The following is a 26,274-nucleotide window of genomic DNA, read 5'->3' as shown; positions in this document are numbered from 1 at the left end:
TGAACGTAGCTATTGATCGAGTAACGGAGTTCGTCCGTGTCTGACCGTTCTTTCGACCATGATATTCGGTATTATTTCGACACAGCGGCATTTCTTGTTAAATCCGCGGAAGCCATCGACCGAGAACTTGCGGAGAAGACCGGCAAGAACTTTAATATCTTCGATGCACTCGAACTAAGTTATGAGAATCATATCTCGCGCATACTTCGCAACTTGCTCGATCCAAAGGGCAGTCACGGCCAAGGCACACGCTTTCTCGAAGCGTTTCTTGAGCAATGCAAAGAGCAAGCCCCGGCGATCAGGGGTTGGGCGGGCGATCTATCGGACGTGTCTGTTATTCCTGAATTCAGGACGCTGGCGGAGCGCAGGATCGACCTCGTGGTTAAACTGCCCCCCGACCGATACATCGGGATCGAAAACAAGCCATTTGCATCCGAGGGCAGTGAGCAACTCGACGCCTATGCAGAACACCTTGAGAAAGAAAGCAGAAGTGTGCGTGAGGCCATGGGCGGCGGCACGGGAATCAACTTCTATCTCATTTATCTCTGCGGCCATGCCGGATTGCCTTCGTCGTTGAAGCGCTACGCTTGGTTGAGAGACGAGCACCATTTCGTCGACATGCGTTACAATAGGCGCGATGACGCGCCTTCGCTAAAATCATGGGCAAACCGCTGCGCGCAAATCGCGGAGGCCGACAAGCTGCGGATATTCATGCGCGACTTTTCTCATTGGCTGGCAGCGAAATTCAATGAGTTCTCCGAAGGAGATTGCGCAAATGTATGACGCGGAAAAGCTGGCGCTTGAGGAGTATATTTTAGGCTCTATTGAGAACCGCAATGATCGCGCGCTGAAGATCGCACTCCTGACCCGAGACGTCATGCCGACAGTTGCTAACCAAATAGTTCACAAGTTCTTGCGAACCCTCGACCACGTATTAGGCGAAAAATACAATATGCCTCCTGCAACGGAAATGCCGTCCGCCAACATAGAAAAATGGGGACTGATTGGCTGGCGAAGCAGCCAATGGGGAAAAGGATGGATCGTTGGACTCGAATTCAAACCCGAACTGAGCTATGTGGAGTGGGGCTTCAAAGCACCTAATGTCCGAGCAAAAGATGTGTCGTCGGATTCGTTCGATTTTATTGACGACAAACTTAGATCAGCCATCCAAATCCGCCTTCGTGAGATACCCAGCAGAGGCAGGATACTCGGAGAAAGTGACAAGTGGCCGCTGTACTTTGGTACTCGCGAACTGCAGAAGTCGGATGATACGAGCCGCTTGCTAAAGGTCGCCGGCTTTGAGCAGCACGAGGGGATGCCGCTGGTCGATTGGTTCGCGGACGAGATGGCATTGGTATATCGAACTGTCGATGAGGTCATTTCCGCAAGGGCCTCATAAACCTCCTGCCTCCTAAACCGGCAGTGGAACCCCCGTCGCCTTGAACGCCGCCTCCTGCCGCGCGCCGACTTCGTCGCGGCGGAAATCCTCGATCACCTCATTGAACGCGCGATAGAAATTCATTTCCGTTTGCAGGTGCAGGAACACCGCGCCAAGCCCGATCGCGGCGCGGTCCATGAACACGAACTCGCGCGGCACCTTCACCGGCCCCTTCTCGCGCAAGCCCTGATGCACGCGGAACACCTCGCGGCGGCCATATTCGTTCGGCGCGACGCCCTCGGCCACCGAGCGCACGCGGTCGTCGAGCAGCGGCCCGTAGATGAAGCCCGCCCAGATGTTCAGGATGTCGATGAGTTCGTTCGACAGCCCCTTGAAGCCCCACGTCTCGTAGGCATGCACGATCAGCGCGCGGTCGTTCGTGCGCAGGCCGTTGTACAGGTCGATCACGCCGCCGACGAATTTCGGCTTGAAGGTGCGGATGCAGCCATAGTCGAGCAGGTTGATGCCCGCCGCGCGGCCGTCGCCGTCCTCGAAAATCGTGTAATTGCCGAGATGCGGGTCGCCGTGGATCACCGCGTAATGGCTGAACGGATACCACCAGGCGCGGAAAAGCGCGCGCGCGATGGTGTTGCGCTCTTCGAGTGGGCGCGTCTTGTAGTCGAGGAGCTTCCGCCCGTCGAGCCACGTCATGGTCAGCAGCCGCTTCGTCGACAGGTCCGGCAGAAGCTCGGGCACGCGGATCGTCTTGTCGCCCGCGAAGAAATGCGCGTAAAGCGCCATGTGCCGCGCTTCGAGCGTGTAGTCGAGTTCCTCGCGCAGCCGCGCGCCGATCTCGCCGACCATTTCGGATGGGTCGATGGCCGGGTCCATGCGCTTGTAAAGGTTCATCACGATCTGAAGCTGGTTCAGATCGGCTTCCACGGCGGACTGCATCTCGGGATATTGGAGCTTCGCCGCGAGTGCGCGGCCGTCGAGCGCGCGTGCCTTGTGCACCTGCCCGAGCGAGGCGGCGGCGGCGGCTTCGTGGCCGAAATCGGCAAATTTCGCCTGCCAGTCGGGGCCGAGTTCCGCGCTCATGCGGCGGCGGACGAACGGCCAGCCCATCGCGGGCGCCTGATTCTGGAGCTGCGCGAGTTCGGCGGCGTATTCCGGCGGGATTGCGTCGGGGATGGTGGAAATGAGCTGCGCCACCTTCATCAGCGGACCCTTGAGGCCGCCCAGCGCCGCCGCGAGCGATTGCGCGTTCTTCTGCCGATCCGCGCCGCCCATGAGATAGGCCGCGCCCAGCCGCGCCGCCACGCCGCCGACATTCGTGCCCACGCGCGCGTAACGCTGCACGCGCTGCGAGAGGCGGTTGCCCTCGCGGTCCTCGTCCGGCAGCGCCGTGTCGAGCTTCGGCAGCGCCGTGGCCTCTGTCGGAGTGTCGGGCTTGTCCTGCATCGCCGCTTCGGTTCCTTTTCGCCTTCAAGTGCACCCAGAAGGCAGATAAGGCGGCTTGGCGAAAAGACCAGAGCCGCCTTTCGTTCGGAAGGGCGATGCCGCGTTTAGATGTGCGCGCCGTCCTCCAGCGTCTCAAGCTCGGAGATCATGTCCTCGATCACCGAAAGCCCCATCGACCAGAAGCCGGGGTCCGTCGCGTCGAGGCCGAACGGCGCGAGAAGCTCGGTGTGGTGCTTCGTGCCGCCCGCGCGCAGCATGTCGAGATAACGCCCCTCGAAGCCTTCCGGCGCGCGCTCGTAGGCGGCGTAGAGCGAGTTCACAAGACAATCGCCGAACGCGTAGGCGTAGACGTAGAACGGCGAATGCACGAAGTGCGAGACATACGTCCAATAGGTGTCGTAGCCCTCGTTCATGATGATCGCGGGGCCAAGGCTCTCGGTCTGCACCTGAAGCCAGAACGCGCCGAGTTGATCGGAGGTGAGTTCGCCCTGCCGCCTCGCCTCATGCACGAGCCGCTCGAACTGGTAGAACGCGATCTGGCGCACGACGGTATTGATCTTGTCTTCCACCTTTTGAGCGAGCAGCGCGCGCTTTTCGCGCGGGTTCTCCGTCTGGTTCAGCAGCGCCTTGAAGGTCAGCATCTCGCCGAACACGCTGGCCGTCTCCGCGAGCGTCAGCGGCGTGTAAGCCATGAGCGCGCCCTGCGCATTCGCCAGCACCTGATGCACGCCATGACCAAGCTCATGCGCGAGCGTCATCACATCGCGCGGTTTGCCGAGGTAGTTCATCATGATGTACGGATGCGCGGAAGGCACCGTCGGATGCGAGAACGCGCCGGGCGACTTGCCGTCGCGGACGGGCGCATCGATCCAGTTCTTCTTGAAGAAGCCGTCGGCCACCTCGGCCATCTTCGGCGAGAAGCGGTGATAGGCGGCAATCACGGTCGCATGCGCGTCCTTCCAGGCGATGACCGGCTCCGGGTCGCGGCTGATGGGCGCGTTGCGGTCCCAGTAATTCAGCGTATCCACGCCGAGCCACTTCGCCTTCAGCGCGTAATAGCGATGCGACAGGCGCGGATAGCTCGCGCGCACGGCCTCGACGAGCGCATCCACCACTTCCGGCTCGACGCGGTTCGCAAGGTGGCGCGAGGACGCGACGTCCGGGAAGCCGCGCCAGCGGTCGGAAATTTCCTTGTCCTTCGCGAGCGTGTTCATGACGAGCGTGAACAGCCGCACATTCTCCTTCAGCACCTTGCCGATGGATTGCGCGGCGGCGGCGCGACGCTCGGGGTTTGCGTCGGAGAGCAGATTCAGCGCGGGTTCGAGCGTCAGCGTTTCGCCATCGACGTCGAAACGGAGCGCCGTCAGCGTCTCGTTGAACAGACGGCTCCAGGCGGCGGGGCCGGTCATCGCCTTTTCGTGGAACAGCCGCTCGATGTCGTCGGCAAGCTGGTAGGGCCGCTCCCTGCGCAGGTCCGTGAGCCAGGGGCGATAATGGCCGAGCTTCTCGTTTTCGAGCGCAGCGTCCATCACCGAATCGTCGATGCGGTTCAGCTCCAGCTCGAAGAACAGAAGCTCCGTGCCGATGAATGTGAGCCTGTCGCGCACGTCGCCGAAGAGCTTGGCGCGTGCGGCGTCGCCCGTATCGGTGACGTAATTCAGGTAGGAATACGAGCCGATGCGGCCCATGATGTCGGAAAGGCCTTCATAAGCGGCAAGCGCGCCCGCGAGCGCGGCCGGATCGCTCTCCGCGAGATCGGCAAGCTTCCCCGCGTAAGCGGCCTTGAACTCTGCGGCGCGGGCCTTCGCGGCCTCGATATCGGATGCGAGTTGCCCCTCGCTCGGATAGAGGTCGCCGAGGTTCCAGCCGGGGATTTCCTCAGGCGTTTGCGGCGGGACTTCAAGAAATCCGCGATCCGCCTCAAGAGCGCCTACCGGCCCGATATCCATCGCCCGCAAAGTCGAAAACATGCGCCGTCCTTTTCGTGACCCTTTTCCCCTTTCATTTGGCCATTTGAGCGGGCGGGTCAACCGTCATCGGCGCTTTCGTGACCGAAAACGGATCGCGGCGGCGACGCCGTTCGCCGGCTTCTGATGAAAACCTGCGCGACCCTCAGTGCGGAGCCGGCTCGGCGGCGCGCGCGCGGCTCCTCTTCGGCGTTTCCGCCTTGGCGCTTCGCGACGCAGCCGGTTTCGGTCCCGACGCGGCGGCAGCCTTCGACGCCTTCGCATCGGCCTTCGCGGCGGCTGCGTCGGCTTTCGCCTCGGCCTGCTGCTTCTGTGCGGCCGCCTCTTCCGCTTCTTTCGCCAGTCTCAACGCACGAAGCTTTGCCATTTTTTCAGCGCGAAGCCGGGCGGCAGCCTCGATATCGTGTCTGACGGCCTGATCGCGCCTTTGAAGGGCTGCGAAGCGGTCGGCAGCTTTCGTTTTTGTGGATGCGGCCATGTGGATATCCTTGTTCTTTATCTTGCAGCATAAGGGACATGGGTCGGCGTGATCGCGGTTCGACCGCTCGTGTTATGCGAGGCTCGCGCGCACAGACGCTTCGGCTCACGCCTCAGGCCGACTCGCGGGGGTCAACCGCAAGAGCGGCTGCCGCTTCTTAACGATTACCATGATCTGGTGTCTCGATTCCCTATTCGCAAGCGGGGAAGGTCGTGTAAATGCGTAGATGCACTTCTCCCGCCTATCGAGTTTGCGGACCGGCTAAAGGAACAAGGAACGCCCATTCATGTTTTTCCGATACCTTTCACTACAGGTTAACTAGTTTTATTTCACCACAAGAGGCGCCGAAGACTGTAGACTGCTTGGCAGTTACGAATGCGCGGCGCTGGCGGCTCTTCAAAGCCCAATGTCTATTTCAAGTACCCTGTAAAATCTGGACGACACGGTCCGAATCGGTGCGTGCGAAGCGCGCCGCTCGCCTTAAACCGGCAAGTTGACTTTCCTCTCAAAACGCCGGATATAAGCCCCTTAGCGTTTGATACGTGACATCCGCGCGACCTAAGGCCCCCTCTCATTCGAGAAACCAAGTCCGCCAACCTTGACATTCAGGTGACGCGGCGCCGATCGGTGCGCTTACAACGATAGGGAAACCATGGTCTACGCCGTTATTCGCACGGGCGGTAAGCAATACAAGGTTGCGCCGCAGGACGTGCTTCAGATCGAGAAAATCGAAGGCGCCGCCGGCGATTCGGTGAACTTCGCGGAAGTGCTGGCGCTCGGCGGCGGTGAAGGCGAGCCGAAGTTCGGCGTGCCGCTCGTCAATGGCGCGGCGGTCTCCGCCGAGATCGTCGAGCAGGGCAAGGGCCCGAAGATCATCATCTTCAAGAAGCGCCGCCGTCAGAATTCGCGCCGCCGCAACGGCCATCGTCAGTTCCTGACGACCGTGCGCATCGTCGACATCCTGACGGACGGCAAGGCCGCTCCCGTCAAGGCCGCCGAAGCCGCGCCCGCGGAAGAAGCTCCGAAGAAGGCCGCGAAGGCGAAAGCCGCTCCGGCTGAAGGCGGCGAGGAGGCTCCGAAGAAGCCCCGCGCCAAGAAAACGGACAAGGCCGAGTAGTCGCGGCGAAAGATATAGAGGCACAGGACAATGGCACACAAAAAAGCAGGCGGTTCATCCCGTAACGGCCGCGACTCCGAAGGCCGCCGCCTCGGCGTCAAGAAGTTCGGCGGCGAAAAGGTCATCTCGGGCAACATCATCCTTCGTCAGCGCGGGACCGAGTGGCATCCGGGCGACGGCGTCGGCCTCGGCAAGGACCACACGATCTTCGCGATCCGCGAGGGCTTCGTCGAGTTCAAGGCCAAGCGCAACGGCCGGACCTTCGTCTCCGTGGTCGACGCGGGCGAGTAAGGAAGCGCGCGGCGCGGATCGCGGCGAAAGCCGCGGTGCCGCCGCAGCCGCGCCCTGAACGCGGCCTTGGCCGAGAGGCGCGCAATGTTCGCAGCGTAATTGCTGCGCTACGATAGAGACCTGGCGCCGCCGTGGCGCTTCCCGCTCCGGCGAGCATGCCGCATTTGAGGGCGGGAGACATGAGCAATCGGTTACAGTTGGTCCGGACAGCGGGCGAACTGCGCAAGGCCGTTCACGGCTGGCGCAAGCGCGGCGAGAAGGTCGCGCTCGTGCCCACCATGGGGGCGCTCCACGATGGTCACCTGTCGCTGATCAAGCTCGCCAAAAAGCACGCGGACCGTGTTGTGGTCTCCGTCTTCGTCAATCCGACGCAATTCGCGCCGCATGAAGACTACAATTCCTATCCGCGCACCGAGGAACAGGACTGGCACAAGCTCGCGGGCAGCGGCGCCGATGCGATGTATGCGCCGAACGTGCATGAGATCTACCCGTCCGATTTCGCGACGCGCGTGGAGGTGGCGGGCGTCACACAGACGCTCGAAGGGATTTCGCGGCCGCATTTCTTCTCGGGCGTGACAACGGTCGTCGCGAAGCTCTTTCTGCAATGCCTGCCCGACGTGGCCGTGTTCGGCGAGAAGGACTACCAGCAGCTTCTCGTCATCAAGCGCATGGCGAAGGATCTGAACTTCCCCATCGTCATCGTGCCCGGTCCGATCCTGCGCGAGCCGGACGGCCTCGCGATGTCGTCCCGCAATGTCTACCTGAACGCGGGCGAGCGGGGCCTCGCGCCGCAGCTTCATGCCGTCATGGCGGATATGGCGTTCGATCTCGTGGCCGAGCGTGATGTTGAAGAGACTCTTGCGCAGGGGCGGGCACGGCTCGAAAGCGCCGGTTTCCGTGTCGACTATCTCGAAATCCGCGATGCCGAGACGCTGCTCCCGCTTGAAGGCATCGTGCGCCAGCCCGCGCGCGTGCTCGCCGCCGTCTATCTCGGCAGAGTGCGCCTCATCGACAATTTCGCCGTCATCCCGGAATAACCCCGCCGCCAAGGGTGGGAGCGCACGAAACTCCGTTACAGCTTGTAGTACAAGCCGAAACGCCGGGCGTTTGACCCAAGTTGCCGCTTTACTTAACCCGCGCAGCGCGGCCAAACTGCGCGCGAGGAGCATCAAATGACCATCGAAAAGCGTGCGGTCCGCACCGACGACGACGGCCTTCGTCTCGACCGCTGGCTGAAGAAAAACTACCCGACGCTGCCGCACACGCTTGTGCAGAAGCTTGTCCGCACAGGGCAGGTGAGGGTGGATGGCGGGCGCGTGAAGGCGGACAGCCGCCTTTCGGCGGGGCAGGAAGTTCGCGTGCCGACGCATTTCGCCGAGCCGGAAAACGCGCCGCAGCCGTCGCTGAAGCCGCCGCCGGGGCTTTCCAAGGCCGACCGCGATTTCATCGAGCGCATGATCGTGTTCGAGAACGACGAGATGTTCATTCTCAACAAGCCGTTCGGCATCGCGGTGCAGGGCGGCACAGGGACGACGCGCCATATCGACGGGTTGCTCGCGGGCATGGCGGACCGCTTCGGCGGCGAGCGCCCGCGCCTCGTGCATCGCCTCGACCGCGACACGACCGGCATCCTCGCCGTCGCGAAAGACCGCCAGACGGCTGCGCGGCTTGGCCGCCTCTTCCAGACACGCTCTGTGCAGAAGATCTACTGGGCGATCACGCGCGGCATTCCGAAGCCGCTACAGGGCAAGGTCGAGGCCGCGCTCGTGAAGGCAGCGGGGCCGGATGGCGACCGCGTGCGCAAGGCACGCCCCGGCGAGCAAGAACTCGCGCAGCACGCGACGACGTTTTATTCCGTCATCGACCGCGCTGCGACCATGGCCTGGGTGTCGCTGAAGCCCGTAACGGGGCGCCAGCATCAGCTTCGCGCGCATATGGACATTCTCGGTACGCCCATTCTCGGGGATCAGAAATACGGCGACGGGAGCGAAATCCCCATCGAAGGGATCGAGCGCAAGCTTCACCTCCATGCGCGGCGGTTGACGCTGAAGGATCCAAAGCTCGGCGAAATCGACATTTCGGCGCCGCTGCCGTCGCATATCGCGCAGACGTTCGAGCTTCTCGGCTTCGACGCAGGGCGCTACGGCGACTAATTGTGCATAACAGGCATGAGTCTAACGTTTAGCTTCACGCGACGTTAGCCTGACATAATGTAAATCGTGCAGCGTATGGAGAATATCCGAACGGGGCTGAAACTGAACCTTTCGCAGGTGCGAGATATGGTATCGACTCCTACGCTTATTGTTTTCGACTGTGACGGTACACTTGCCGACAGCCAACACATCATCGTCGAGTCGATGAGGTTTTCCTTTCAGCACATCGGGCTCGCTGTGCCGCCGCGCCATGCGATCCTGCGCACCGTCGGCCTTTCGATGTCGGAAGCCGTGGCAAGCCTCGCGCCCAACCAGTGCGAGGCCACGCGCGACGAGATCATCGCCGCCTATCGCAACAAGTGCATGCAGCTCCGCAACGCCCGCCGGAACGAACCGATGTTTCTCGGCGCAACGCAGGTCCTGTCGAGCCTTGCCGCCCGCGACGACGTGATTCTCGGCATGGCGACGGGAAAATCCCGTCGCGGCGCGCTCCGCTTCATCGAGGAAAACGGGTTCTCGGCGATGTTTTCGACGGTGCAGACCGCCGACGACGCGCCATCGAAACCCCATCCCGCCATGCTGTTTCAGGCGATGCGCGAAACAGGCATCCCGCCGCAGTCGACGATCATGATCGGCGATACCTCCTACGACATGCAGATGGCGGGCTCGGCGGCCTGCGCTGGCGTCGGGGTGACATGGGGGTATCACTCGGTCGCCGAACTGACCCGGGCGGGAGCCCACCTCCTCGTCCATAGCTTCGCATCCCTTGAGAAGGCGCTGTGTCATGCGCTGGAAGGCGGGCGCTTGCGTCCCTTCTGCAGGGAAGTGGTGGCCTGACGCGCCGGGCGACAATAGCCGAAAGCCACGAAGGGTGCTGCGGCAGATCCCGCGCGCTTCCGAATGCGCGTGTCCCATAAGCACAAACTCAGCCGGCTTGCGGCGCTCACAGGCCATCCACTGCACGCGGCCGCAGACAGAAGCGTTGTCTGCTCGCGCCGGAACTTTTTCAGCGCGGGGAGATGATATTCGGCTACTTTGGAATCGTTCTTCAGAACTGTTATTCAAAAACGCCAAGTCCGCAAGAGCACGAATTAGAACTATTATATTTCGATGAAATAATTGCAGAAAGTCGCCGGTCGTCATCGATTTATATTTGAACGCGTTGTCGCCATGCGCTACTTTCTTAAGCGTTGGTGTTCTCTGTTGAACACGCGTGGCGGGTCTTGCCGCTGCTATTCTTATGCTTTGCGACAGGGTGAAAATTCGAGACCATGAGTGTGAACGTCATTTTCGGCTCCGACGGCGGCGCCACCAAAGCGGTCGCTTCCAAGATCGCCAAGAAGCTTTCCGGCAAAGCCATCGACATCAAGGACGCGACAACCGCTGATTTCGAAAGCCCGAGCCTCCTCATCGTCGGCTCGCCGACCTACGGCAACGGCACCCTTCAGACCGACTGGGAAGACAATATCGAGAAGCTGACCTCCGCCAATCTCTCGGGCAAGAAGGTCGCCATCTTCGGCACGGGCGATCAGGAAGGCTATCCCGAGAGCTTCGTCGACGCGATCGGCATCCTCTACGACTATGTCGTCGACACGGGCGCGGAAGTCGTCGGTTTCACCGACACGGCGGGCTACGACTATTCCGGATCGACTGCCGAACGGGACGGAAAGTTTGTCGGCCTGCCCCTCGACCAGGACACGCAGTCTTCCAAGACAGACAAGAGGATCACGGAGTGGATCAGCCGTCTGACGTAAACGAGGGCGTCATCCGCGTCTTCAATCACCACCTCTACGAGCTTTCGCGGGGCATCAGGCCGCTCAGTATGCTGACCATGACGAAGGCGGCGTCGGTTTTCGCGGAGGCGCGGCTCGTGCGCGAAGGTGTTGCGTATTATGTGCATGAAGCCTGCCCCACGAAGCTGAACGTGGTGTTCGGGCGTCCTGCGGCCGTCGAAGCGGCGCGGCGTTTCCTGACCGGGCCGCTCTGCGATCTGTCGCCCGAGCATGATTTCATGCTCGGCATCCTCCTCGGCTACGACCGTGAGCAGCAATGCGTGCGCTATCTCGAACGGTCGGCTGCGGCGCAACCAAGGCAGGCGCTTTCCACGCCGGATTTCGACGACGCGGCGGCAAGCTGGCTCGATGCCGCCGTCGAAGCGAACCCGGAGCGCGCGCACTGAACGCGCGCTCCGCCTCTCAAGTCGCACCGATATGCCCCGACGGCATCCCGCCACTCACGCGCTGATGTTCGTCAGCCGATCGAGGATTTCGGGTATCGCAGGATGTGGCGGCTTGTCCTTATGCACGATCAGCCCGAGCTGCCTGACAAGCGGAGGCGAGAGCGGTCGCGCCACGATGCTGCGCCCGAGATAGAGATCCTCCCTGTCTTCGATGGCGAGGATCGCGACACCAACCCCCGCCGCCACCATCGCCTTCAGCGCCTCTGAATTGCCGAGATACAGCGTCGGCTTCGGATGGAAGCCCTGCGCCTCGAACCAGCCGACCACCAGGCGATGCATCTGCGTCGTCGGCAGGTCCAGCAGGAGCGCCCGCTTTTTCAGGTAGTCGGCGGTGACCATGGCGGGAAGCGCGGAATCTTCATGCGCGGGAAAGACCGCCATAACCGGGTCGTCGCGCACCTTCGTCACCGAGACGGGCGCGGCCTTGTCGATGGGCAGCGCCACGAGGCCGATGTCGAGTTCGTTTGCCGCCACCTTCTCGGCGATGACATGCGACAGGTCGATCTCGATGGAAACTTCGAGTTCGGGATGCGTCAGCCTCAGTTCGCCGAGGAGCCTCGGCAGGAGATATACGCAGACCGTGATGGTGGCCCCGAGCCGGATCGGACTCATCCACCCATCGCGAAAGCGACTCACCGCAAGCACGGCCTCCCCGGCGTCGGCAATGAGTCTGCCCCCGCGTCCGACCAGTTCCTTGCCCGCGTCGGTCGCGAAGGCGCGCTTGCCGAGCCGCGCCACGAGCTGCACGCCAAGCCGCGCCTCAAGCTCCTTTATCTGCTGGCTCACCGCGGGCTGCGTCAGATTGAGCGCGCGCGCCGCCGCTGTGAAACTCCCCCGCTTCACGACTTCGAGAAAAGTCCGCACCTGATCGAGATTGAGATCGCGCATGCGTGGAACCAAAGAGATGCTTATCGTTACGCAAACGATAATCGATTTCATTTATCGAAGGAAGGGGCGCATATCTGGTGTCCGCCAGCGTCGGCGGCAAAGCGGCGCGGGACACTGGAGACTAAAGCGATGACGACGATGAAACACGCTCACCCCCTCAGCCACGCGGCCGTCACTTCGGCCACGGAGACGGGCGGCTTCGTCGACAAGGCGCTCGGCCTGTTGTCGTCGGTCAAACGCCGCTGGAGCGAGGAAGCCGAAATCCGCCACGCCGTCACCGAACTCGAACAGCTCGACGACCACGCGCTCCACGACATCGGCCTTAACCGTTACGACATCGAAGACCGCGTGCGGCGGCATCGGTGAGAGCGTTTCAAGACGAAGGCGGGACAATCGCCCGCCACCGGCTGCGCGAAGCTCACGGATAGCTCGACACCATGCGATGCGAGGCTTCGAGCGTGCGCCAGATGTCGATGGTAAGCCGCGCATGCGCACGCGCCGCCTTCAACTCTTCGAGAGCCGCCGCCGCGCGCGCCTCCTCCGCCACCGCTTCCGCGTAAGCTTCGCTCGCATAGGCTTCGCGCTCCTGCGCGGCAATCGGCAGGTTGGACGCGGCCTTCATCGCCAGCGCCTTCACACGGCGCACCTTGCCTTCCGCGATCAGCGCGCGTTCGATGAGCATGCGAAGGTCTGCGGCGCTCTGCCCGTCGAAGTTGACGGCATTCATCAACTGACGGTCGGTCACCATCGCCTTCTTCACAGGCTACCCGCACGCGAGATGCGTTTCTCTCCGTCGGCGCGTCTGACGGCGGCACTCGAAGGCACGGCGCTCCGGGCGTCATCCGCGAGCATCTCTTCCAGCGCTTCGTATTCGCGGCGGAGAGCCGCGCAGATATTCAGGTGGCGGTTGACGTCGTAGAGCCACGACCCCGCCTGCCCGCGCGCAATCTCGGTGCGCCTCGCAGCCTTGAGCTTCGCGATGATGGAAAGTCGGCCTTCGAGGCTTGAATCGCCCGCTTCGGTTTCGCCGATGCCGAGAAGATAGGCCAGCGCCTTGCGCCGCTTGATCGCTTCCGGCTCGAAAGTGCCGTTCGTCACGCCCACAGAGTGTCTCCCGAACTCGTAACAACTGTTCCGGGTAATAGGAGAAAGCGCTTTAACCTTCGGTGAATCGAAAGCGGGAGGAAGACGGCGCTCACGCAAATTGCGCTTGCGTGCTTCTCCATTTTTAAGAAAATCCGCTTCAACTGTTGGGGACGCCATGTTCGAAGTCATCCGCGACGCGCTCATCTGGCTCATGAGCTGGGTTCTGGACAAGCCGCCTCAGGGCAGCGAGGCGTTCAGGCTCCTGTTCCTGATCGGCTTTTCGGTGTTCGCCACCTGGATCAGCATCTACTGGCGCGACCTCGCCTATCGCTCGCGCACGATCCGCCGGAGACTGAAGCCCGAGGAACGCTATGCGGGCCGCTACTTTCAGGCCGTCTGGCAGAAGGGCGATTTGCGCTATGCCTTCGTGAATATCTTCTTCGACTGGCGGGCGCGGCGGTACAAGGCGGCGGGCCGCGCCTATGGAGCCGACGGGGCGGAACTGGCGTCCTTCAGTTCGTCCTATGTGCGCTTTCCCTCCGAGAAGGACGCCGAAATCGAGTTCATGTGGAAGAGCAATTCCGGCGTGTCGGGCTATACGCGCCTCGCCATCGAGGACTCGGACGAAGATCTGATTCAGGGCGACGGCCTCGTCGTGCATATCGACGGCGAGATTTGCAGCTATCCGATGAAGTTCAAGCACATGCACGACCGCTATGTGCGCGAGGCGCTTGGCGTTCCGGTCCCATCGGCTTCGGCTGAGGAGCCGAATTTCGTGCGTCTCTTCAATGTGCGTTACGGCGCGGTTGTGCGGGGCGGCTTCGTCGGCGCGACAAAACCGGAACCGGCGCCCGCGATGCCGGCATGATGGCTCTCAGCGCGGCGGTTTCGTCGGCTGGCGGATGCCGGGATAGAGCCAGACGAGCGCGAGGAACAGAACGCTGAGGCCGAGGCCGACGATATGCCACACGGAATAGTCCGTGGTCCACGCCTGCACCCACGAATAGAAAACGGCCGCCGCCGTCAGGAGGGCCAGTGCAATCCAGAGAGGGCGGAGCGACTTCATGCGAGAGCCTTTCCTGCGGGCGCGTCTCCCGCGCCACGGAGCGAGCAGCGGGCATCGGCATCCGATCCATCCCCCGCCATGGCGGCTATTATGGTCGACCGGCGCTAACCGCTTATTGATCGGCTCATTACAACGGCATGCGCCGCCATCTTACTCCGCCGCTCCGCGCGCTCTCGCATCGGCGACGGCGCGCTTGAAGCCCGCGTAATCGAGCGTCGACGAGACGAGCGGACCGATCAGATAGGTGGGCGCGCCCTGGAAGCCGACGATGTCGCCCTGTGCGTCGTTGCGAGCCAGCGCCTTGTCGATGTCTTTTCCATGCGCGGCAAGGTCGGCCTCAAGCCGCTTCGTGTCGATGCCCGCATTGCCGAGCGCTCTCAAGAGCTGTGCCTTGGTTGATGAGTGGTTGACCGCGCGCATCAGCGCGTCGTGCGCGGCTTCGTACTTCCCCTGGTAATTGGCGGCGAGCGCGAGCCTGGATCCGAGTCTCGATGCCCTGCCGAGGATCGGCCATTCCTTGTAGATCAGCCGGATCTTGCCATCGTCCTTGACGATACGCTTGAGGTCGCCGACCGACTTCTTGCAATATGGGCAATTGTAGTCGAGGAACGCCACGATGGTCACGTCGCCTTTCGGATTGCCGCTCACCGGCGCGGCGGGGTCTTCGTACATGGCTTCGCGCGATAGCGGATCGTCCTTCGCGGCCGCGCTGTGAGGTGCGAGGAAAAGGGCTGTGGCAGCGGCGAAAGCGAAAGCGGCGGCGAGGCGGGGCGGAGTACGCGTCATGCGGGTTTCATCCGGAAGTTGTTCCTGCTGTTTGTCGTTCTAGCATCGCTGCACGCAATCGTTGATGAAAATGCTGTCAGATTTTCGCGAGGTGCGGTTGAGGCAGGCGATTCTCGCGCGCTTTCCGACATCGCGCCGTTGAGAAGAGAGCCGCCAGCGCTTAATAACAACAAACCGATTTCAGTCACGAAAGGGCATGCCATGGCCACCGACGCGCACGAGACCACCTCCCGCCCGCCCGTTGCCGAGAAGCGGCCCGCGCGCGACATCCATCATGGCATCGAGCGCGTCGACGATTATGCGTGGCTGCGCGTCGACAATTGGCAGGAGGTGATGCGCGATCCGTCCGCGCTCGCGGCAGACGTGCGCGCCTATCTCGACGCGGAGAACGCCTATACCAAGGCGGCGATGGCCGACACCGAAGCGTTGCAGGACACCCTGTTCCGCGAGATGAAGGGCCGCATCAAGGAGGACGACTCCTCGGTGCCCGCGCCGGACGGCGCTTTCGCGTATTTCACGGACTTCGTCGTGGGCGGGCAGCATCCGCGCCTCATCCGCGAACCGCGCGGCGGCGGCGCGCCGCAGGTGCTGCTCGACGGCGACGCGCTGGCGAAGGACAAGCCCTATTTCTCGCTTGGCGCGATCGACTGGAGCCCGGATCACAAGAAGCTCGCCTATGCCTATGACGACAAGGGCTCGGAGTTCTACGCGTTCCGCGTGCGCGATCTGGACACGGGCGAGGACACCGCCGATTTCGTGCCGGACTCGGAAGGCGGCGCGGTGTGGACGCCGGACGCGAGCGCCTTCTATTACATCCGCGTGGACGAGCATCGCCGCCCGCTTCAGGTGATGCGGCACCGGCTCGGCACGCCCGCGAGCGAGGATGAGCTTGTCTATCGCGAGAAGGATCAGGGCTTCTTTACCCGCGTCGGCGAGAGCCTCGACAAGCGTTTCGTCTTCATCAGCGCGGGCGATCACGAGACGGCGGAAGTGCATTTTCTCGACCTCGCCGCGCCGGAGCAGGGCTTGCGCGTGGTGGCGCCGCGCGAGGTGAACCACGATTACAGCGTCGATCATCACGAGGGCCGCTTCATCATCCTGACGAACGCGGACGGCGCGGAAGATTACAAGGTGATGGAGGCGTCCGTCGATGCGCCCGGCCGCGCGAACTGGCGCGATCTCGTGCCCCACAAGCCGGGGCGCCTCATCCTCGACGTGGCGGGCTTCAAGGACTGGATCGTGCGGCTCGAACGCGAGGACGGGCTGCCGCGCATCGTGATCCGCAACGCCGCCGACGGCAGCGAGCACGCCATCGCCTTCGATGAGGAAGCCTATTCGCTGGGCTTTGCCGAGGGCTACGAATACGACACCGACACGCTGCGCTTCGTCTATTCCTCGATGACGACGCCGCGCCAGGTGTTCGATTACAACATGCGCACCCGCGAGCGGACGCTTCGCAAGACGCAGGAAGTGCCGAGCGGCCACAACGCGGCCGACTATGTTACGCGCCGTGTCTACGCGCCGGCAGGCGACGGCGAGACGGTGCCTGTGTCGCTCCTCTACCGCAAGGACACGCCGCTCGACGGCACCGCGCCGTGCCTCCTCTACGGCTACGGCTCCTACGGCATGTCGATCCCGGCGGGCTTCTCGACCACGCGCCTTTCCCTTGTCGATCGCGGCTTCGTCTACGCCATCGCCCACATTCGCGGCGGCAAGGACAAGGGCTATCGCTGGTACAAGGACGGCAAGCTCGCGAAGAAGACGAACAGCTTCAAGGACTTCATCGCCGCCGGGCGCTATCTCGAGGGCGAGCGCTTCACGGGCGAAGGGCGCATCGTGGCGCATGGCGGCTCGGCGGGCGGCATGCTCATGGGGGCGGTCGCCAACATGGCGCCGGAGCTATTCGCGGGCGTGGTGGCGGACGTGCCTTTCGTGGACGTGCTCTCCACCATGCTCGACGACACGCTGCCGCTCACCCCGCCCGAATGGCCCGAATGGGGCAACCCCATCGCGAGCGTCGAGGATTACCGTACCATCGCCGCCTATTCGCCCTACGACAATGTGCGCGCGCAAAATTATCCGCCGCTCCTCATCACGGGCGGGCTCACCGATCCGCGCGTGACCTATTGGGAGCCCGCGAAATGGGCGGCGAAGCTCCGCGCGACGAAGACAGACGGCAATTTGCTGCTTCTCAAGATCAACATGGACGCGGGCCACGGCGGCGCATCCGGGCGCTTCGAGCAGTTGAAGGAGGACGCGCTGGCCTATGCATTCGCGCTGAAGGTGGCGGGCAGGGCAGGGCATTAGCCTCTGCTTACTGAAGGAAGCCAAGCGATGCTTACACACCCTTCGGCAGGCGCGCACCATGATGCGCCCGCCTTTTCCGAGCCCGCGTTTCCTTGAACGAACACATCGCCCGCATCCATCGTGCCGTTGGCACTTTTCGTGCAAAAGGACTATGATCCCGCATCGGATTTCTCAGGGGCGCCCCATGCTCATTCGTCATCCCTATCTGCTTTTTCTCGGCGACGTTCCCGATCAGCTTTCGGCCAAGACCGCGCAAGGCATCGTGGACTGGCGGCGCGACTGGTGCCTCGGCCAGTTCCGTCTGCCGGGATGCAAGGCGGACACGGGCCTCCCCGACATGACCGTTCAGCAGGCCGCCGACGCGGGCGCGAAGACGCTGGTCATCGGCGTGGTGAACGCGGGCGGCGTGCTGGCCGAGCACTGGATCGGCGCCATTCGGGAGGCGCTTGCGGCGGGGCTCGACGTGGCGAGCGGGCTGCACGTCCGGCTATCGTCCATCCCTGCGATTGCGGAGACCGCCCGAGAATGCGGCCGCGAACTCTTCGACGTGCGCCATTCGGACGAGCGTTTCGCCGTCGGCAAGGGCACCAGACGTTCCGGCATGCGGCTTCTAACGGTCGGCACCGATTGCGCGGTCGGCAAGAAATACACCGCGCTCGCGCTTGAGAAGGAAATGCGCGCGCGTGGCTTCGACGCCGACTTCAAGGCAACGGGGCAGACGGGCGTTTTCATCTCGGGACGCGGCGTCGCCATCGACGCGGTCGTCGCCGATTTCATTTCGGGCGCGGTGGAATGGATTTCGCCCGCCGCCGATGTCAATCATTGGGACTTGATCGAAGGACAGGGCTCGCTGTTCCACCCTTCATTCGCGGGGGTGTCGCTCGGCCTCCTGCACGGCGCGCAGGCCGATGCGTTCGTCGTCTGTCACGAGACGACGCGAAAGGCCATGCGCAACGTCGCGCATCCGCTGCCGTCGATCCGCGAGGTGATCGACATGACGGTTCGCCTCGGCGCGCTGACCAATCCCGGCATACGCCCCATCGGCATTTCCGTGAACACGCAGGCGCTCGACGAAAAGGCCGCGACCGACACGCTGAAGCGGCTTCAGGATGAGCACTTCCTTCCCGCGACGGACCCGATCCGCTTCGGCGTCGGGCCTATCGTGGATCGCATCGCGGCGGACTTTCCGTTGACGCGCGGCGCGGTGAAGGTGAGCTAGCGATGCGCAGGCTGACCGTCGCCGTCGAAAGCTGGCCCATCGCGGGCGCGTTCACGATCTCGCGGGGCAGTCGCACGGAGGCGCGCGTGGTGGTCGCCACCGTGGAGGATGGCGGCGCGCGCGGGCGGGGCGAATGCGTTCCTTATCCGCGCTATGGCGAAGCCGTCGAAGGCGTGGCCGCGACAATCGAAAGCCTCTCAAACGCGATTGCGGGCGGGGCGACGCGGGCCGATCTCCAGACGCTGCTCCCGGGCGGCGCGGCCCGCAATGCGCTCGACTGCGCGCTGTGGGATCTGGATGCGAAGCTCGCGGGCAAGCGTGTGTGGGAGCTTGCAGGCATCGCGGCGCCCGGACCCGCGACAACCGCATATACGTTGAGCCTCGGCGATCCTGCTTCGATGGAGGCAGCCGCCCGCGCGGCCAGTAATCGGCCGCTCCTCAAGGTGAAGCTCGGCGGCGCGGGCGACGCGGCGCGCATCGCCGCCGTCCGCAAGGGTGCGCCGGACGCCACCCTCATCGCCGACGCCAACGAGGCATGGGACGAAGCCGTGTTCGCGGAAAATCTCGCGGCCTGCCGCGCCGTTGGCGTCTCGCTCGTCGAGCAGCCGCTACCCGCCGGAGCCGACGCGCGCCTCGCCGATATCGCGGGCGATGAGCGCGGCGCAATCCGTTTCTGCGCCGACGAAAGCATCCACACCGCAGCCGACCTCGACCAGATCGCCTCGCGGTATCAGGCGATCAATATCAAGCTCGACAAGACGGGCGGGCTCACCGCCGCGCTGGAACTCAAGCGCGAGGCCCTCACGCGCGGATTGGCGATCATGGTCGGGTGCATGGTCGGCACGTCGCTTGCCATGGCGCCCGCGCTGCTTCTGGCCAACGGGGCTAACTATGTCGACCTCGACGGCCCGCTGCTGCTGGCGCGCGACCGCGACCCCGGCCTAGCCTTCGAGGGCAGCGTCATCGGCGAGCTTCCCGCCGCGCTCTGGGGATAGGGCGATAGCGCTCCCCGGCGGGCTGCTCCAAGGTACAGCTCAAGACATCGGACGAATTGCTTCATACCTCTTGATTCAAAACTAACCGCCGCCTTGGTTTGGACGTGCCGAACCCTCGCGAAGACCTAACATTATATCGGAGGACGCTTCGCGTTGTCGGGGCCGTCCTCTGGTAGAGCCAGTCAATCTGACGGGCTTTCGTTGCGGCTGCGAGGTATCATGCGTTCCTTTTGTCTGAAGTTCGCCATGCTGTCTGCTGTGCTGACCTGTTCTCCTGTCATCCCCGCCCTTGCCGAGGAAAGCGACAGCTATCTCCCCCCAAAGGAGTTTGTGGCGAAGGCGGCGCCCGTGCCAGCCAGGACGGCGCCGGGAACGGTTACTGTCAGAAGGGAGACACGCGTAAAAAGCGCGCGCGGGGCACAGGTTCGGCGCGGGAGGAAAGCCACTTACCAGCCAAAAAGGCGAAGAATCAGATCCGCGAGAACCAGAAACGCACCCCTGTGGTATGGACCGTACGGCTTTCCGGTGGCAGTGTTCGGCATGGCAAATTAGCGGACACTCCGCTAATATTGACGGCGTCGTTTGATTTGATTGTCATTGGGTGGAGTAGCTATGCCGATCATTGTGAATTTTCGAGAAAGACTATCAATATTTTGGAACAAATATGTTGCTGCCGAGGAAGAGCACGCGGTGAGTGCGCGCGCCCGGCAAAAGCGAATTGACGATGTCTTGCTCGACGTCGTCGCTCGCGAGGCCGTGCGCAAATGGGAGAACGAGCGGCTCGCCGAATTGGACAAGGACAGGCGAGCTTCATGAGCCGTCGACTTGTTGTCGTCTGCCTTGAAGAAGGGCTTCAGTTTTCCAGAACTTCATAGATGGCGGGGGCCTTTGCCGAGCCTGTGCGGGCCGTCTTGATGAAGTTCTTTTTTTCGAGCGACTGAAGAACCGAATGGAGCGATCCCAACGGGATCTTGGCCGCGCCCGCAAGGGAAGCGGCGCGCATCTCGACTTCGTGCTTTTCGTTCATACGGTTGCGAAGAGCCTTCAACACGGAAGCCTGACGTTCGCTCAGGTCCGAAGCCGCGGCGCTTTCCGGGCTGACATCCGCCTGATGAGCGGCTGAACGCCTCGGCTCCGCCCTCGCTTCGGCGCGAACGGGGGACCTGGACGGCTTGCCGCTTTCCTTCGAGGCATAGTCGCGTGCGCGCTCGACGTCGAAGAAAGTCGCCACCACTTCCATCTTTTTCTGATCGTCGGCGTCGATGGAAACCACGGCATAGGTGCCGTCGTCGAATGAGATTGTCTTGAATGTACCACTCATTGCCATGAGTTCCTCACTTGCCCGTCCGCTTGCCTCCTGGTGCACCGTTGCCGATAGCGCCGAGAAGATAGTTGCCGCTTGAGTTCCTGAAATCGAACGCACATTAACCGGCAATTGGTTTCAAATCTGTTCGCGATCCAGTCCGCTTGCCGGCTGATTGCGCGGAAACCTCGGCTGGACAATGATCCGAGCGCAAGAGCGGTGCCGATCAGATTGGGTGCTGTGCCTTCGAACGGCCTCCGGTCAGTGTCAGCGGAATACCAGATACATCTCATATAGTCAGGATCGGCCAGTGGAGAAGCGCGGTCATCCCGGACAGCGGAACGGGCTCTGGCGTCTGCTGCGGCAGCTCGTGCTTCAGGGAATTGGCCCGGAGCTGTTCTCCGCCATGAGCCGGAGCAACTCCGTCTTGAGAACGTCGGGGTGCAGCGGCTTCACCAGCGCGGGCACGCCCTCGAAAGCCGGCGGAAGCTGATCGAGCGAGTATCCCGATACGATCACGAAGGGGATGCCGCGCCGATTGAGTTCGAGCGCGACGGTTTCCGAGGTCTCCGATCCGAGATTGATATCGAGCACCGCAGCACCACAGCGGGAAACCTTCAGGAGTTCAAGAGCTTGCGCTACGCAGCGCGCTGGCCCCAGAACTTCGAACCGGGCCTCCCTCAGGGCGTGCCCGATTTCCAGCGCGACAAGCGCTTCATCTTCCACAACGAGGACGCATCCGCGTCCCGACTGAGGGCTAGCCGGGGGCAGCTTGGTTGGAACGGAGGCTGGCGAGGACTTCCCCTCCACCAAGTTCTTCAGCGGGCAGTTCAGGCGCCAGATCACGCCGGTCGGCTCGAAGTCGAACTGAACCTGTGCATCGAGGCTCATTTCGGTCATCGGCCCGAGAACCGTGGAGCCGAAGCCTTCCCTGGCTCGGATGTTGACGGCGGGCCCGTTTGCCTCGCGCCATTCCAGCTCGAAGCTGTCGGCCTCTTCGCTCGCGTTCCACCCGACAGACCAGCTTACATGGATCGTCCCCGCGCTTGATGAGAGCGCGCCATATTTGCCCGCGTTAGTCGCCAGCTCATGCAGCGCCATCGCGAGCGTCTGCGCCGCCGGAGCGGAAATGAACAGCGGCGGCCCGTCGAGCGATATTCTCTCGCCGATAGCATCGCGAAAGTGCGCAAGCTGCGAACGGATCAGTTCTGTGAGAACGACGCCCTTCCACTCCGACTTGACGAGAAGATCCTGCGCAGCCGCAAGGGCGCGCACGCGCTCTTCGAACCGCTCAAGGAAGTCTTCGGGGTTGGTGGATACCGTCTGCCGCGCGATAGCCTGAACAAGGGCAAGCATATTCTTGGATCGGTGGTTCACCTCCCTCAGCAAAAGCTGAACCTCTTCCTCATGCCGCTTCCGCTCGGTTATGTCGCGAATGGTGCCGGTGAAATAACGCTGGCCGGCCACACGCCATTCCGCAATGGCGAGATCGGCGTTGAACACCGTGCCGTCCTTCCGCCGGTGCAAGAGTTCTCGGCCGCTTCCCATGATTTTTGCCTGGCCGGTCTTCAGGTATTTCAGAATATAATCATTATGTAAGGTAGCGTCCTGCTCGGGCATGAGCAGAGCTATGTTCTTGCCGACGAGTTCTTCCTGGCTGTAGCCGAAGATTCTCGCCCCGGACGGGTTGATCGATTGGATCTCGCCCTTTTCGTCGATGACGATGATGGCGTCGACGGCCGTATCCACGATGGCACGCAGGCGTTCCTCGCTCTCCCGGCGGACTTCATCCGCGCGGCAGCGTTCCAGAAAGTCGGTGGCTTGCCGCACGAAAAGAGCGAGCCGCTGAAAATCCTGCTCCGAAAGCGCATGCGGCTGCGAAAACTGCGTGGACAGCATGCCCAGCACAGTGCCGTCGCGTGAGACGAGCGGGCTGTACTGCGCGGCGCGAAACCCCAAGGCTTCCGCGACTTGCGGGTATTGCGGATCGACGAAGCGCGGATCGTTCAGAACGTCTCTTACGGCGAGCGTCTCTCCCTTTCGCATTGCCTCGGCGAGGACAGGATAGTCGTCGATCCTCGTTTCTTCGAAGGCGGAGACGATGGCCTTGTCAAAGCCGCGGACGGCGGCAACGCGGATGACGCCGCGCTCGGCATCGTATATATGAATACCCCCGCGATCCGCGCCCAGAAGTTCGATCGCCGCGCCGAGCACCTCATCGAGTCCGCTTGCCAGATCGCGCGCGCGCCAGAGCCTCGAACTGGCCTCGTTGAGGCGGTGGAGCGCCGCCGCGTCGCGGGCCAGCGTCGCTTCGCTTTCGCGCAGCGCCTTTTCCGTATTTTTCCATTCGGTGCAATCGAAGAACGCTCCAACGGCACCGCGCACCTCCGCCTTTTCGTCGAAGAGAGGCAGGGCGTTGCCATGAATGAAGCGCGATCGGCCGTCCGGATAGTGAATTTCCATATCCTCGCCGAAAAGCGCCTGTCCGGTCTCGGCTGCTCGATGCAGCGGAGATTGTCCTTCCTCGACCGGGCGGCCGTCTTTCGAAACTCTGACGACTTTGGGAGACCCCGCAATCGAGAACTGGTGCGGCAGCCCGAGAATATCCTGCGCCATGCGATTGAGGCTCAGGCGCGAACACGCGCGGTCTTCCCCGAAGATCACAGCCGCCGGTACGGCCTCAAGAACGGCTTCGAGGTCTTGTCGCCTGAGCCGCTCTCGTCTTTCGCTTTCGCGCAACGCGTCTTCGGCCTGTTTACGCTTCGTTATATTCGTCGCGAGAACCATGGCCCTATGCGGTCCCGCCCCCGCCTCATCGGGCAACAGGGAAATGATCTTGCGCGTCCACACCGGCCGCCCGCTCTTGTGAACATAGCGGCCTTCCACGTCGACGAAGGAGATTTCGCCCGCCTGCATCGCACGCGAGAGTTCTACGTGCTCATCGCACTCATCCGGGTGAAACAGTTCGGAAAAATGCTTTTCGCGAAGCTCGCTCTCCGAATATCCGACCAGTTTGCTGTAAGCCGGATTGCATTCGAGGAAGCGACCGTCGGCGCCGGTGATGGCGATGCCCGCGAGCGAGTATTTATAGATGCTGCGAAAGCGGCTTTCCCAGAGGGCGCGGTCGATTTCGGCCTGCCGCTGTTCCGTGACGTCGATCAGCGTACCGATGGAAAGGGCGACCTTGCCCGTTGCCGGATTGACGGGACCAAGCGATTGCCCTCTATCCAGAATCCATCTTGTCTCGCCGCCTGGACGCAAGATGCGAAATTCGTTGTGATATCGCCCCACCGTGCGCACGACGGCTTTCGCCGCGCGGTGAACACGTTCGCGATCCTCCGGATGGATGCAGGGCAGCACGCTGTCCATGCATGCCTCGCTGTCCTCGGAGATACCGAGGAGACGCCGCATGTATCCGGACCAGCGGACCTTTTCATTGTCGATATCGTATTCGTAAATGCCGAATCCGGCCGCTTCGCTGGCAAGCTCAAAGCAATGAAGCGCGCGTTCTGCCGCTAAAAGCCCCGTTCTCTTGTCGCTCATTCCGTTCATTTCGCTCTAGGAAGCTGCCTTTCAGTCAGACCGCATGTCGCGGTAGCGGGGCGCTTGGAAACACGCTGTCAAAACCATCAAGCTCCGCCAAGCTTCGACAAGACAAAAACAATCTATGACGAGGATATCCACTTGCGAGATGCGAAATGCGAGCCGTGTCGTGACCGCAGAGCCGCTTCAGCGGCAGCGCCGCTGTTCTCCTGACGGAAAAAGGAAGATTACTCATTTCGCAGGCGAACGGAAATCAATCCTCTAAGAGTGTTAAGAAACATAAGGTTGCGCGCTTCGATAATATCATTTCGCGTTAACAGGTCTTCGATCACATCGCCGCGTGCGAGAAGCTCCGCGCGAAGCGTTCCGGGCAAAAGGCCGCAGGTCTCGGGCGGCGTAACGAGCTTTCCGTCGCGCATGATGGCGACATTGCCCCGCGTAAACTCCGTGATTTCTTGGCGCTCGTTGAAAAGGAGCGTGTCGAAGATTGCGGCATCCTTCGGGGCATGCGCATCGTAAACGGCGCGATTCGTCGTCTTGTGCCGCAGGAATTCGTCGTCACTTGAAACGGGCGATTGCGCCAGGACCACGACGGGATTCGTCGGCGTGTGCGGAAGCGGGCCGGGCTCAAGCGTCACGGCTCCGTCGCGCGAAAGCAGAAGCCGCAGACGATGCGTGCCCGCGGCGCGGGTTTCGCATGCTGCGGCAATCGCGCGCCGCACCTCGGACTCGTTGAACGGAAAGCCGAAATGCTCCGCCGCCAGGGCGAGCCTCGCCATGTGGCGATGGAGAAGCGCAATCGCGCCGTCCTCGATCTTCATCGTTTCCAGAAGCTCGAAAGACGCGCTCGCGCGGAGCAGGAAACGGCGCTTCATCCTGCATTCCTCATATTCGTCGGCGGCGCTCGAGTCCCACGTCACGCCGCTCCCCACGCCACAGACGGCGGTGCCGTTCGCGATGGCGACCGTTCGAATGCCGACGCTGAAAATCGCCGCGCCGCCTGGTTCGATGATACCGAGCGCCCCGCAATATGGGCCGCGCGGGCCTGTTTCGAGCGTCGCGACGGATTTCATCGCCGCGATCTTGGGCGCGCCGGTCACGGACCCGCATGGGAACAACGCCGCGAAAATGTCGGCGAGCGCGGTCTTCGGGCGCGCGGTGCCGGTGATTGTCGACGTCATCTGCTGCACGGTCGGCAGCCTTTCGATGGTGAACAGCTTCGGCACGCTGACGCTGCCGCCGACCGCAACGCGCGCGATGTCGTTGCGCAGAAGGTCCACGATCATCAGATTTTCCGCGCGCTCCTTCGGCGAGGCAAGCAGCGCTTCGGGCGGCGCGTCGGCACGAGCGGTGCCCTTCATGGGCCGGGCCATTAGCGCGCGCGTTCGCGGCTCCCACGCGAAGAACAGTTCCGGCGAAACGGACGCGATCTGACACGCTCCAAGGTCGAGATAGAGCGCGTAGGCGTGCGGCTGCGCGCGTCGCAACGCCTCGAACAGGCCGAGCGGGTCGCCCTCGAAGCGCGACGCAAGGCGCATGGTGAGGTTCACCTGATAATGCGCGCCTTCGGCGATGCCGTCGCGGATGCGCTCGATCTTCTCCCCGTAGGCAGCGCGCGTCATGTCGCCGTTCCAGCCCGCGCAGGCGAACGCCGAGGGCGCTTCGCACGGTGGCGTCGGCGCGTCGAACACGGCGAAGGCCGCGAGCGGAAAGGCGGAGTCGGGCGCGAGTGTCTTCAGCGCCGGGTCGAAGGCGGGCGCCGCCTCATAGGCCACGAAGCCGACCGCCCAGCGGCCAGCCTGCGCGTGGCGTTCCGCTTCGGCAAGAACCGGCACGACATCGGCGGCGCGCTCCGCGACGAGCACCGCGCGCGGCCGGGCGAAGCCAAGGCTCAACCTCGGCGCGTCGTCCTTCGGAAAGTCGATCAAGGCGCGGGCGTACAGCGGGCGATCCTGAGGCTTCGGAGATGTTGCTGGAGCGTATCAACGCAACCGGCC

The 26,274-nt window shown here is 62.8% G+C and carries 26 protein-coding genes; 15 read left to right on the top strand and 11 right to left on the bottom strand.

What is annotated here, in order from left to right:
* The first annotated feature begins 36 nt into the window (after nucleotides 1–36).
* Together KKP04_RS02140 and KKP04_RS02135 are read left to right on the top strand one after the other, a co-directional pair.
* Nucleotides 37–783 (top strand): PD-(D/E)XK nuclease family protein, encoded by a 747-nt coding sequence (locus KKP04_RS02140; RefSeq protein ID WP_215025976.1) that lies wholly within the window; start codon nucleotides 37–39, stop codon nucleotides 781–783.
* Nucleotides 776–1,399 carry a hypothetical protein gene (locus KKP04_RS02135; RefSeq protein ID WP_215025973.1) on the top strand — a complete coding sequence of 208 codons (624 nt, stop codon included), beginning with the start codon at nucleotides 776–778 and terminating at the stop codon, nucleotides 1,397–1,399. Before KKP04_RS02140 ends, KKP04_RS02135 begins: the two co-directional genes overlap by 8 nt.
* 12 nt (nucleotides 1,400–1,411) lie before the next feature.
* On the opposite strand, the gene KKP04_RS02130 is transcribed toward KKP04_RS02135, so the two are convergent.
* The 3 genes from KKP04_RS02130 to KKP04_RS02120 form a co-directional block, all read right to left on the bottom strand.
* On the bottom strand, nucleotides 1,412–2,839 hold the full coding sequence (locus KKP04_RS02130; protein ID WP_251133845.1) for an AarF/ABC1/UbiB kinase family protein: 1,428 nt from the start codon (nucleotides 2,837–2,839) through the stop codon (nucleotides 1,412–1,414).
* Between the two features lie 104 nt (nucleotides 2,840–2,943).
* Nucleotides 2,944–4,809 carry a M3 family oligoendopeptidase gene (locus tag KKP04_RS02125; protein ID WP_215025970.1) on the bottom strand — a complete coding sequence of 622 codons (1,866 nt, stop codon included), beginning with the start codon at nucleotides 4,807–4,809 and terminating at the stop codon, nucleotides 2,944–2,946.
* 142 nt (nucleotides 4,810–4,951) lie between these two features.
* Entirely contained in the window at nucleotides 4,952–5,284 is a 333-nt protein-coding gene (locus tag KKP04_RS02120; protein WP_215025967.1) for a hypothetical protein, read from the bottom strand.
* A 652-nt stretch (nucleotides 5,285–5,936) separates the two neighbouring features.
* Here KKP04_RS02120 and rplU point away from each other — a divergent pair.
* From rplU to KKP04_RS02085, 7 genes are all read left to right on the top strand, one after another.
* Nucleotides 5,937–6,401 carry a 50S ribosomal protein L21 gene (gene rplU / locus KKP04_RS02115; protein WP_215025965.1) on the top strand — a complete coding sequence of 155 codons (465 nt, stop codon included), beginning with the start codon at nucleotides 5,937–5,939 and terminating at the stop codon, nucleotides 6,399–6,401.
* Nucleotides 6,402–6,431: 30 nt separating this feature from the next.
* Complete coding sequence (gene rpmA / locus KKP04_RS02110; protein ID WP_215025962.1) at nucleotides 6,432–6,692, top strand: 50S ribosomal protein L27; 261 nt, start codon at nucleotides 6,432–6,434, stop codon at nucleotides 6,690–6,692.
* A gap of 179 nt (nucleotides 6,693–6,871) precedes the next feature.
* A complete protein-coding gene (gene panC / locus KKP04_RS02105; protein ID WP_215025959.1) occupies nucleotides 6,872–7,729 on the top strand; it encodes a pantoate--beta-alanine ligase in 858 nt (285 codons plus the stop codon).
* Between the two features lie 135 nt (nucleotides 7,730–7,864).
* Nucleotides 7,865–8,845 carry an RluA family pseudouridine synthase gene (locus tag KKP04_RS02100; protein WP_215025956.1) on the top strand — a complete coding sequence of 327 codons (981 nt, stop codon included), beginning with the start codon at nucleotides 7,865–7,867 and terminating at the stop codon, nucleotides 8,843–8,845.
* 126 nt (nucleotides 8,846–8,971) lie between these two features.
* Nucleotides 8,972–9,682 carry an HAD-IA family hydrolase gene (locus tag KKP04_RS02095; RefSeq protein WP_215025953.1) on the top strand — a complete coding sequence of 237 codons (711 nt, stop codon included), beginning with the start codon at nucleotides 8,972–8,974 and terminating at the stop codon, nucleotides 9,680–9,682.
* A 434-nt stretch (nucleotides 9,683–10,116) separates the two neighbouring features.
* Complete coding sequence (gene fldA / locus KKP04_RS02090) at nucleotides 10,117–10,599, top strand: flavodoxin FldA (RefSeq protein ID WP_215025950.1); 483 nt, start codon at nucleotides 10,117–10,119, stop codon at nucleotides 10,597–10,599.
* Complete coding sequence (locus KKP04_RS02085; RefSeq protein ID WP_215025947.1) at nucleotides 10,578–11,024, top strand: DUF2023 family protein; 447 nt, start codon at nucleotides 10,578–10,580, stop codon at nucleotides 11,022–11,024. Before fldA ends, KKP04_RS02085 begins: the two co-directional genes overlap by 22 nt.
* Before the next feature lie 54 nt (nucleotides 11,025–11,078).
* On the opposite strand, the gene KKP04_RS02080 is transcribed toward KKP04_RS02085, so the two are convergent.
* Entirely contained in the window at nucleotides 11,079–11,972 is an 894-nt protein-coding gene (locus KKP04_RS02080) for a LysR family transcriptional regulator (RefSeq protein ID WP_215025944.1), read from the bottom strand.
* 129 nt (nucleotides 11,973–12,101) lie between these two features.
* Here KKP04_RS02080 and KKP04_RS02075 point away from each other — a divergent pair, with 129 nt between their 5' ends.
* Complete coding sequence (locus KKP04_RS02075) at nucleotides 12,102–12,338, top strand: DUF1127 domain-containing protein (protein WP_251133844.1); 237 nt, start codon at nucleotides 12,102–12,104, stop codon at nucleotides 12,336–12,338.
* A gap of 52 nt (nucleotides 12,339–12,390) precedes the next feature.
* Here the strand turns inward: KKP04_RS02075 and KKP04_RS02070 are convergent, their stop codons facing one another.
* Together KKP04_RS02070 and KKP04_RS02065 are read right to left on the bottom strand one after the other, a co-directional pair.
* Nucleotides 12,391–12,720, bottom strand: a complete 330-nt coding sequence (locus KKP04_RS02070; RefSeq protein ID WP_215025941.1) for a hypothetical protein — start codon at nucleotides 12,718–12,720, stop codon at nucleotides 12,391–12,393.
* Nucleotides 12,721–12,728: 8 nt separating this feature from the next.
* Nucleotides 12,729–13,070, bottom strand: a complete 342-nt coding sequence (locus KKP04_RS02065; RefSeq protein WP_215025938.1) for a hypothetical protein — start codon at nucleotides 13,068–13,070, stop codon at nucleotides 12,729–12,731.
* 163 nt (nucleotides 13,071–13,233) lie between these two features.
* Between KKP04_RS02065 and KKP04_RS02060 the strand changes: the two genes are divergently transcribed.
* A complete protein-coding gene (locus KKP04_RS02060; RefSeq protein ID WP_215025935.1) occupies nucleotides 13,234–13,926 on the top strand; it encodes a hypothetical protein in 693 nt (230 codons plus the stop codon).
* Nucleotides 13,927–13,932: 6 nt separating this feature from the next.
* On the opposite strand, the gene KKP04_RS02055 is transcribed toward KKP04_RS02060, so the two are convergent.
* The gene (locus KKP04_RS02055; RefSeq protein WP_215025932.1) at nucleotides 13,933–14,124 is read right to left on the bottom strand and encodes a hypothetical protein; all 192 of its coding nucleotides are present in this window, start codon (nucleotides 14,122–14,124) and stop codon (nucleotides 13,933–13,935) included.
* A gap of 150 nt (nucleotides 14,125–14,274) precedes the next feature.
* Nucleotides 14,275–14,910: a DsbA family protein gene (locus KKP04_RS02050; RefSeq protein WP_215025929.1), complete on the bottom strand. Its 636-nt coding sequence runs from the start codon at nucleotides 14,908–14,910 to the stop codon at nucleotides 14,275–14,277.
* Nucleotides 14,911–15,111: 201 nt separating this feature from the next.
* Between KKP04_RS02050 and KKP04_RS02045 the strand changes: the two genes are divergently transcribed.
* From KKP04_RS02045 to KKP04_RS02030, 4 genes are all read left to right on the top strand, one after another.
* The gene (locus KKP04_RS02045; RefSeq protein ID WP_215025926.1) at nucleotides 15,112–17,217 is read left to right on the top strand and encodes a S9 family peptidase; all 2,106 of its coding nucleotides are present in this window, start codon (nucleotides 15,112–15,114) and stop codon (nucleotides 17,215–17,217) included.
* Nucleotides 17,218–17,401: 184 nt separating this feature from the next.
* Nucleotides 17,402–18,436 (top strand): N-acetyltransferase DgcN, encoded by a 1,035-nt coding sequence (gene dgcN / locus KKP04_RS02040; protein WP_215025923.1) that lies wholly within the window; start codon nucleotides 17,402–17,404, stop codon nucleotides 18,434–18,436.
* A 2-nt stretch (nucleotides 18,437–18,438) separates the two neighbouring features.
* The gene (gene dgcA, locus KKP04_RS02035) at nucleotides 18,439–19,431 is read left to right on the top strand and encodes an N-acetyl-D-Glu racemase DgcA (RefSeq protein WP_215025920.1); all 993 of its coding nucleotides are present in this window, start codon (nucleotides 18,439–18,441) and stop codon (nucleotides 19,429–19,431) included.
* A gap of 612 nt (nucleotides 19,432–20,043) precedes the next feature.
* Nucleotides 20,044–20,247: a hypothetical protein gene (locus KKP04_RS02030; RefSeq protein WP_215025917.1), complete on the top strand. Its 204-nt coding sequence runs from the start codon at nucleotides 20,044–20,046 to the stop codon at nucleotides 20,245–20,247.
* Between the two features lie 37 nt (nucleotides 20,248–20,284).
* Here the strand turns inward: KKP04_RS02030 and KKP04_RS02025 are convergent, their stop codons facing one another.
* From KKP04_RS02025 to KKP04_RS02015, 3 genes are all read right to left on the bottom strand, one after another.
* On the bottom strand, nucleotides 20,285–20,752 hold the full coding sequence (locus KKP04_RS02025; protein WP_215025914.1) for a hypothetical protein: 468 nt from the start codon (nucleotides 20,750–20,752) through the stop codon (nucleotides 20,285–20,287).
* Nucleotides 20,753–21,109: 357 nt separating this feature from the next.
* Nucleotides 21,110–24,277, bottom strand: a complete 3,168-nt coding sequence (locus KKP04_RS02020; RefSeq protein ID WP_215025912.1) for a PAS domain S-box protein — start codon at nucleotides 24,275–24,277, stop codon at nucleotides 21,110–21,112.
* Between the two features lie 227 nt (nucleotides 24,278–24,504).
* The gene (locus KKP04_RS02015; RefSeq protein WP_215025909.1) at nucleotides 24,505–26,205 is read right to left on the bottom strand and encodes a chorismate-binding protein; all 1,701 of its coding nucleotides are present in this window, start codon (nucleotides 26,203–26,205) and stop codon (nucleotides 24,505–24,507) included.
* Between the last annotated feature and the right edge of the window lie 69 nt (nucleotides 26,206–26,274).

Source organism: Rhodomicrobium sp. Az07 (assembly GCF_018619475.1).
Taxonomy (GTDB): Bacteria; Pseudomonadota; Alphaproteobacteria; order Rhizobiales; family Rhodomicrobiaceae; genus Rhodomicrobium.
Note: the sequence above shows the minus strand (reverse complement) of the source record. Positions and strands in the feature narration are given on the sequence as shown.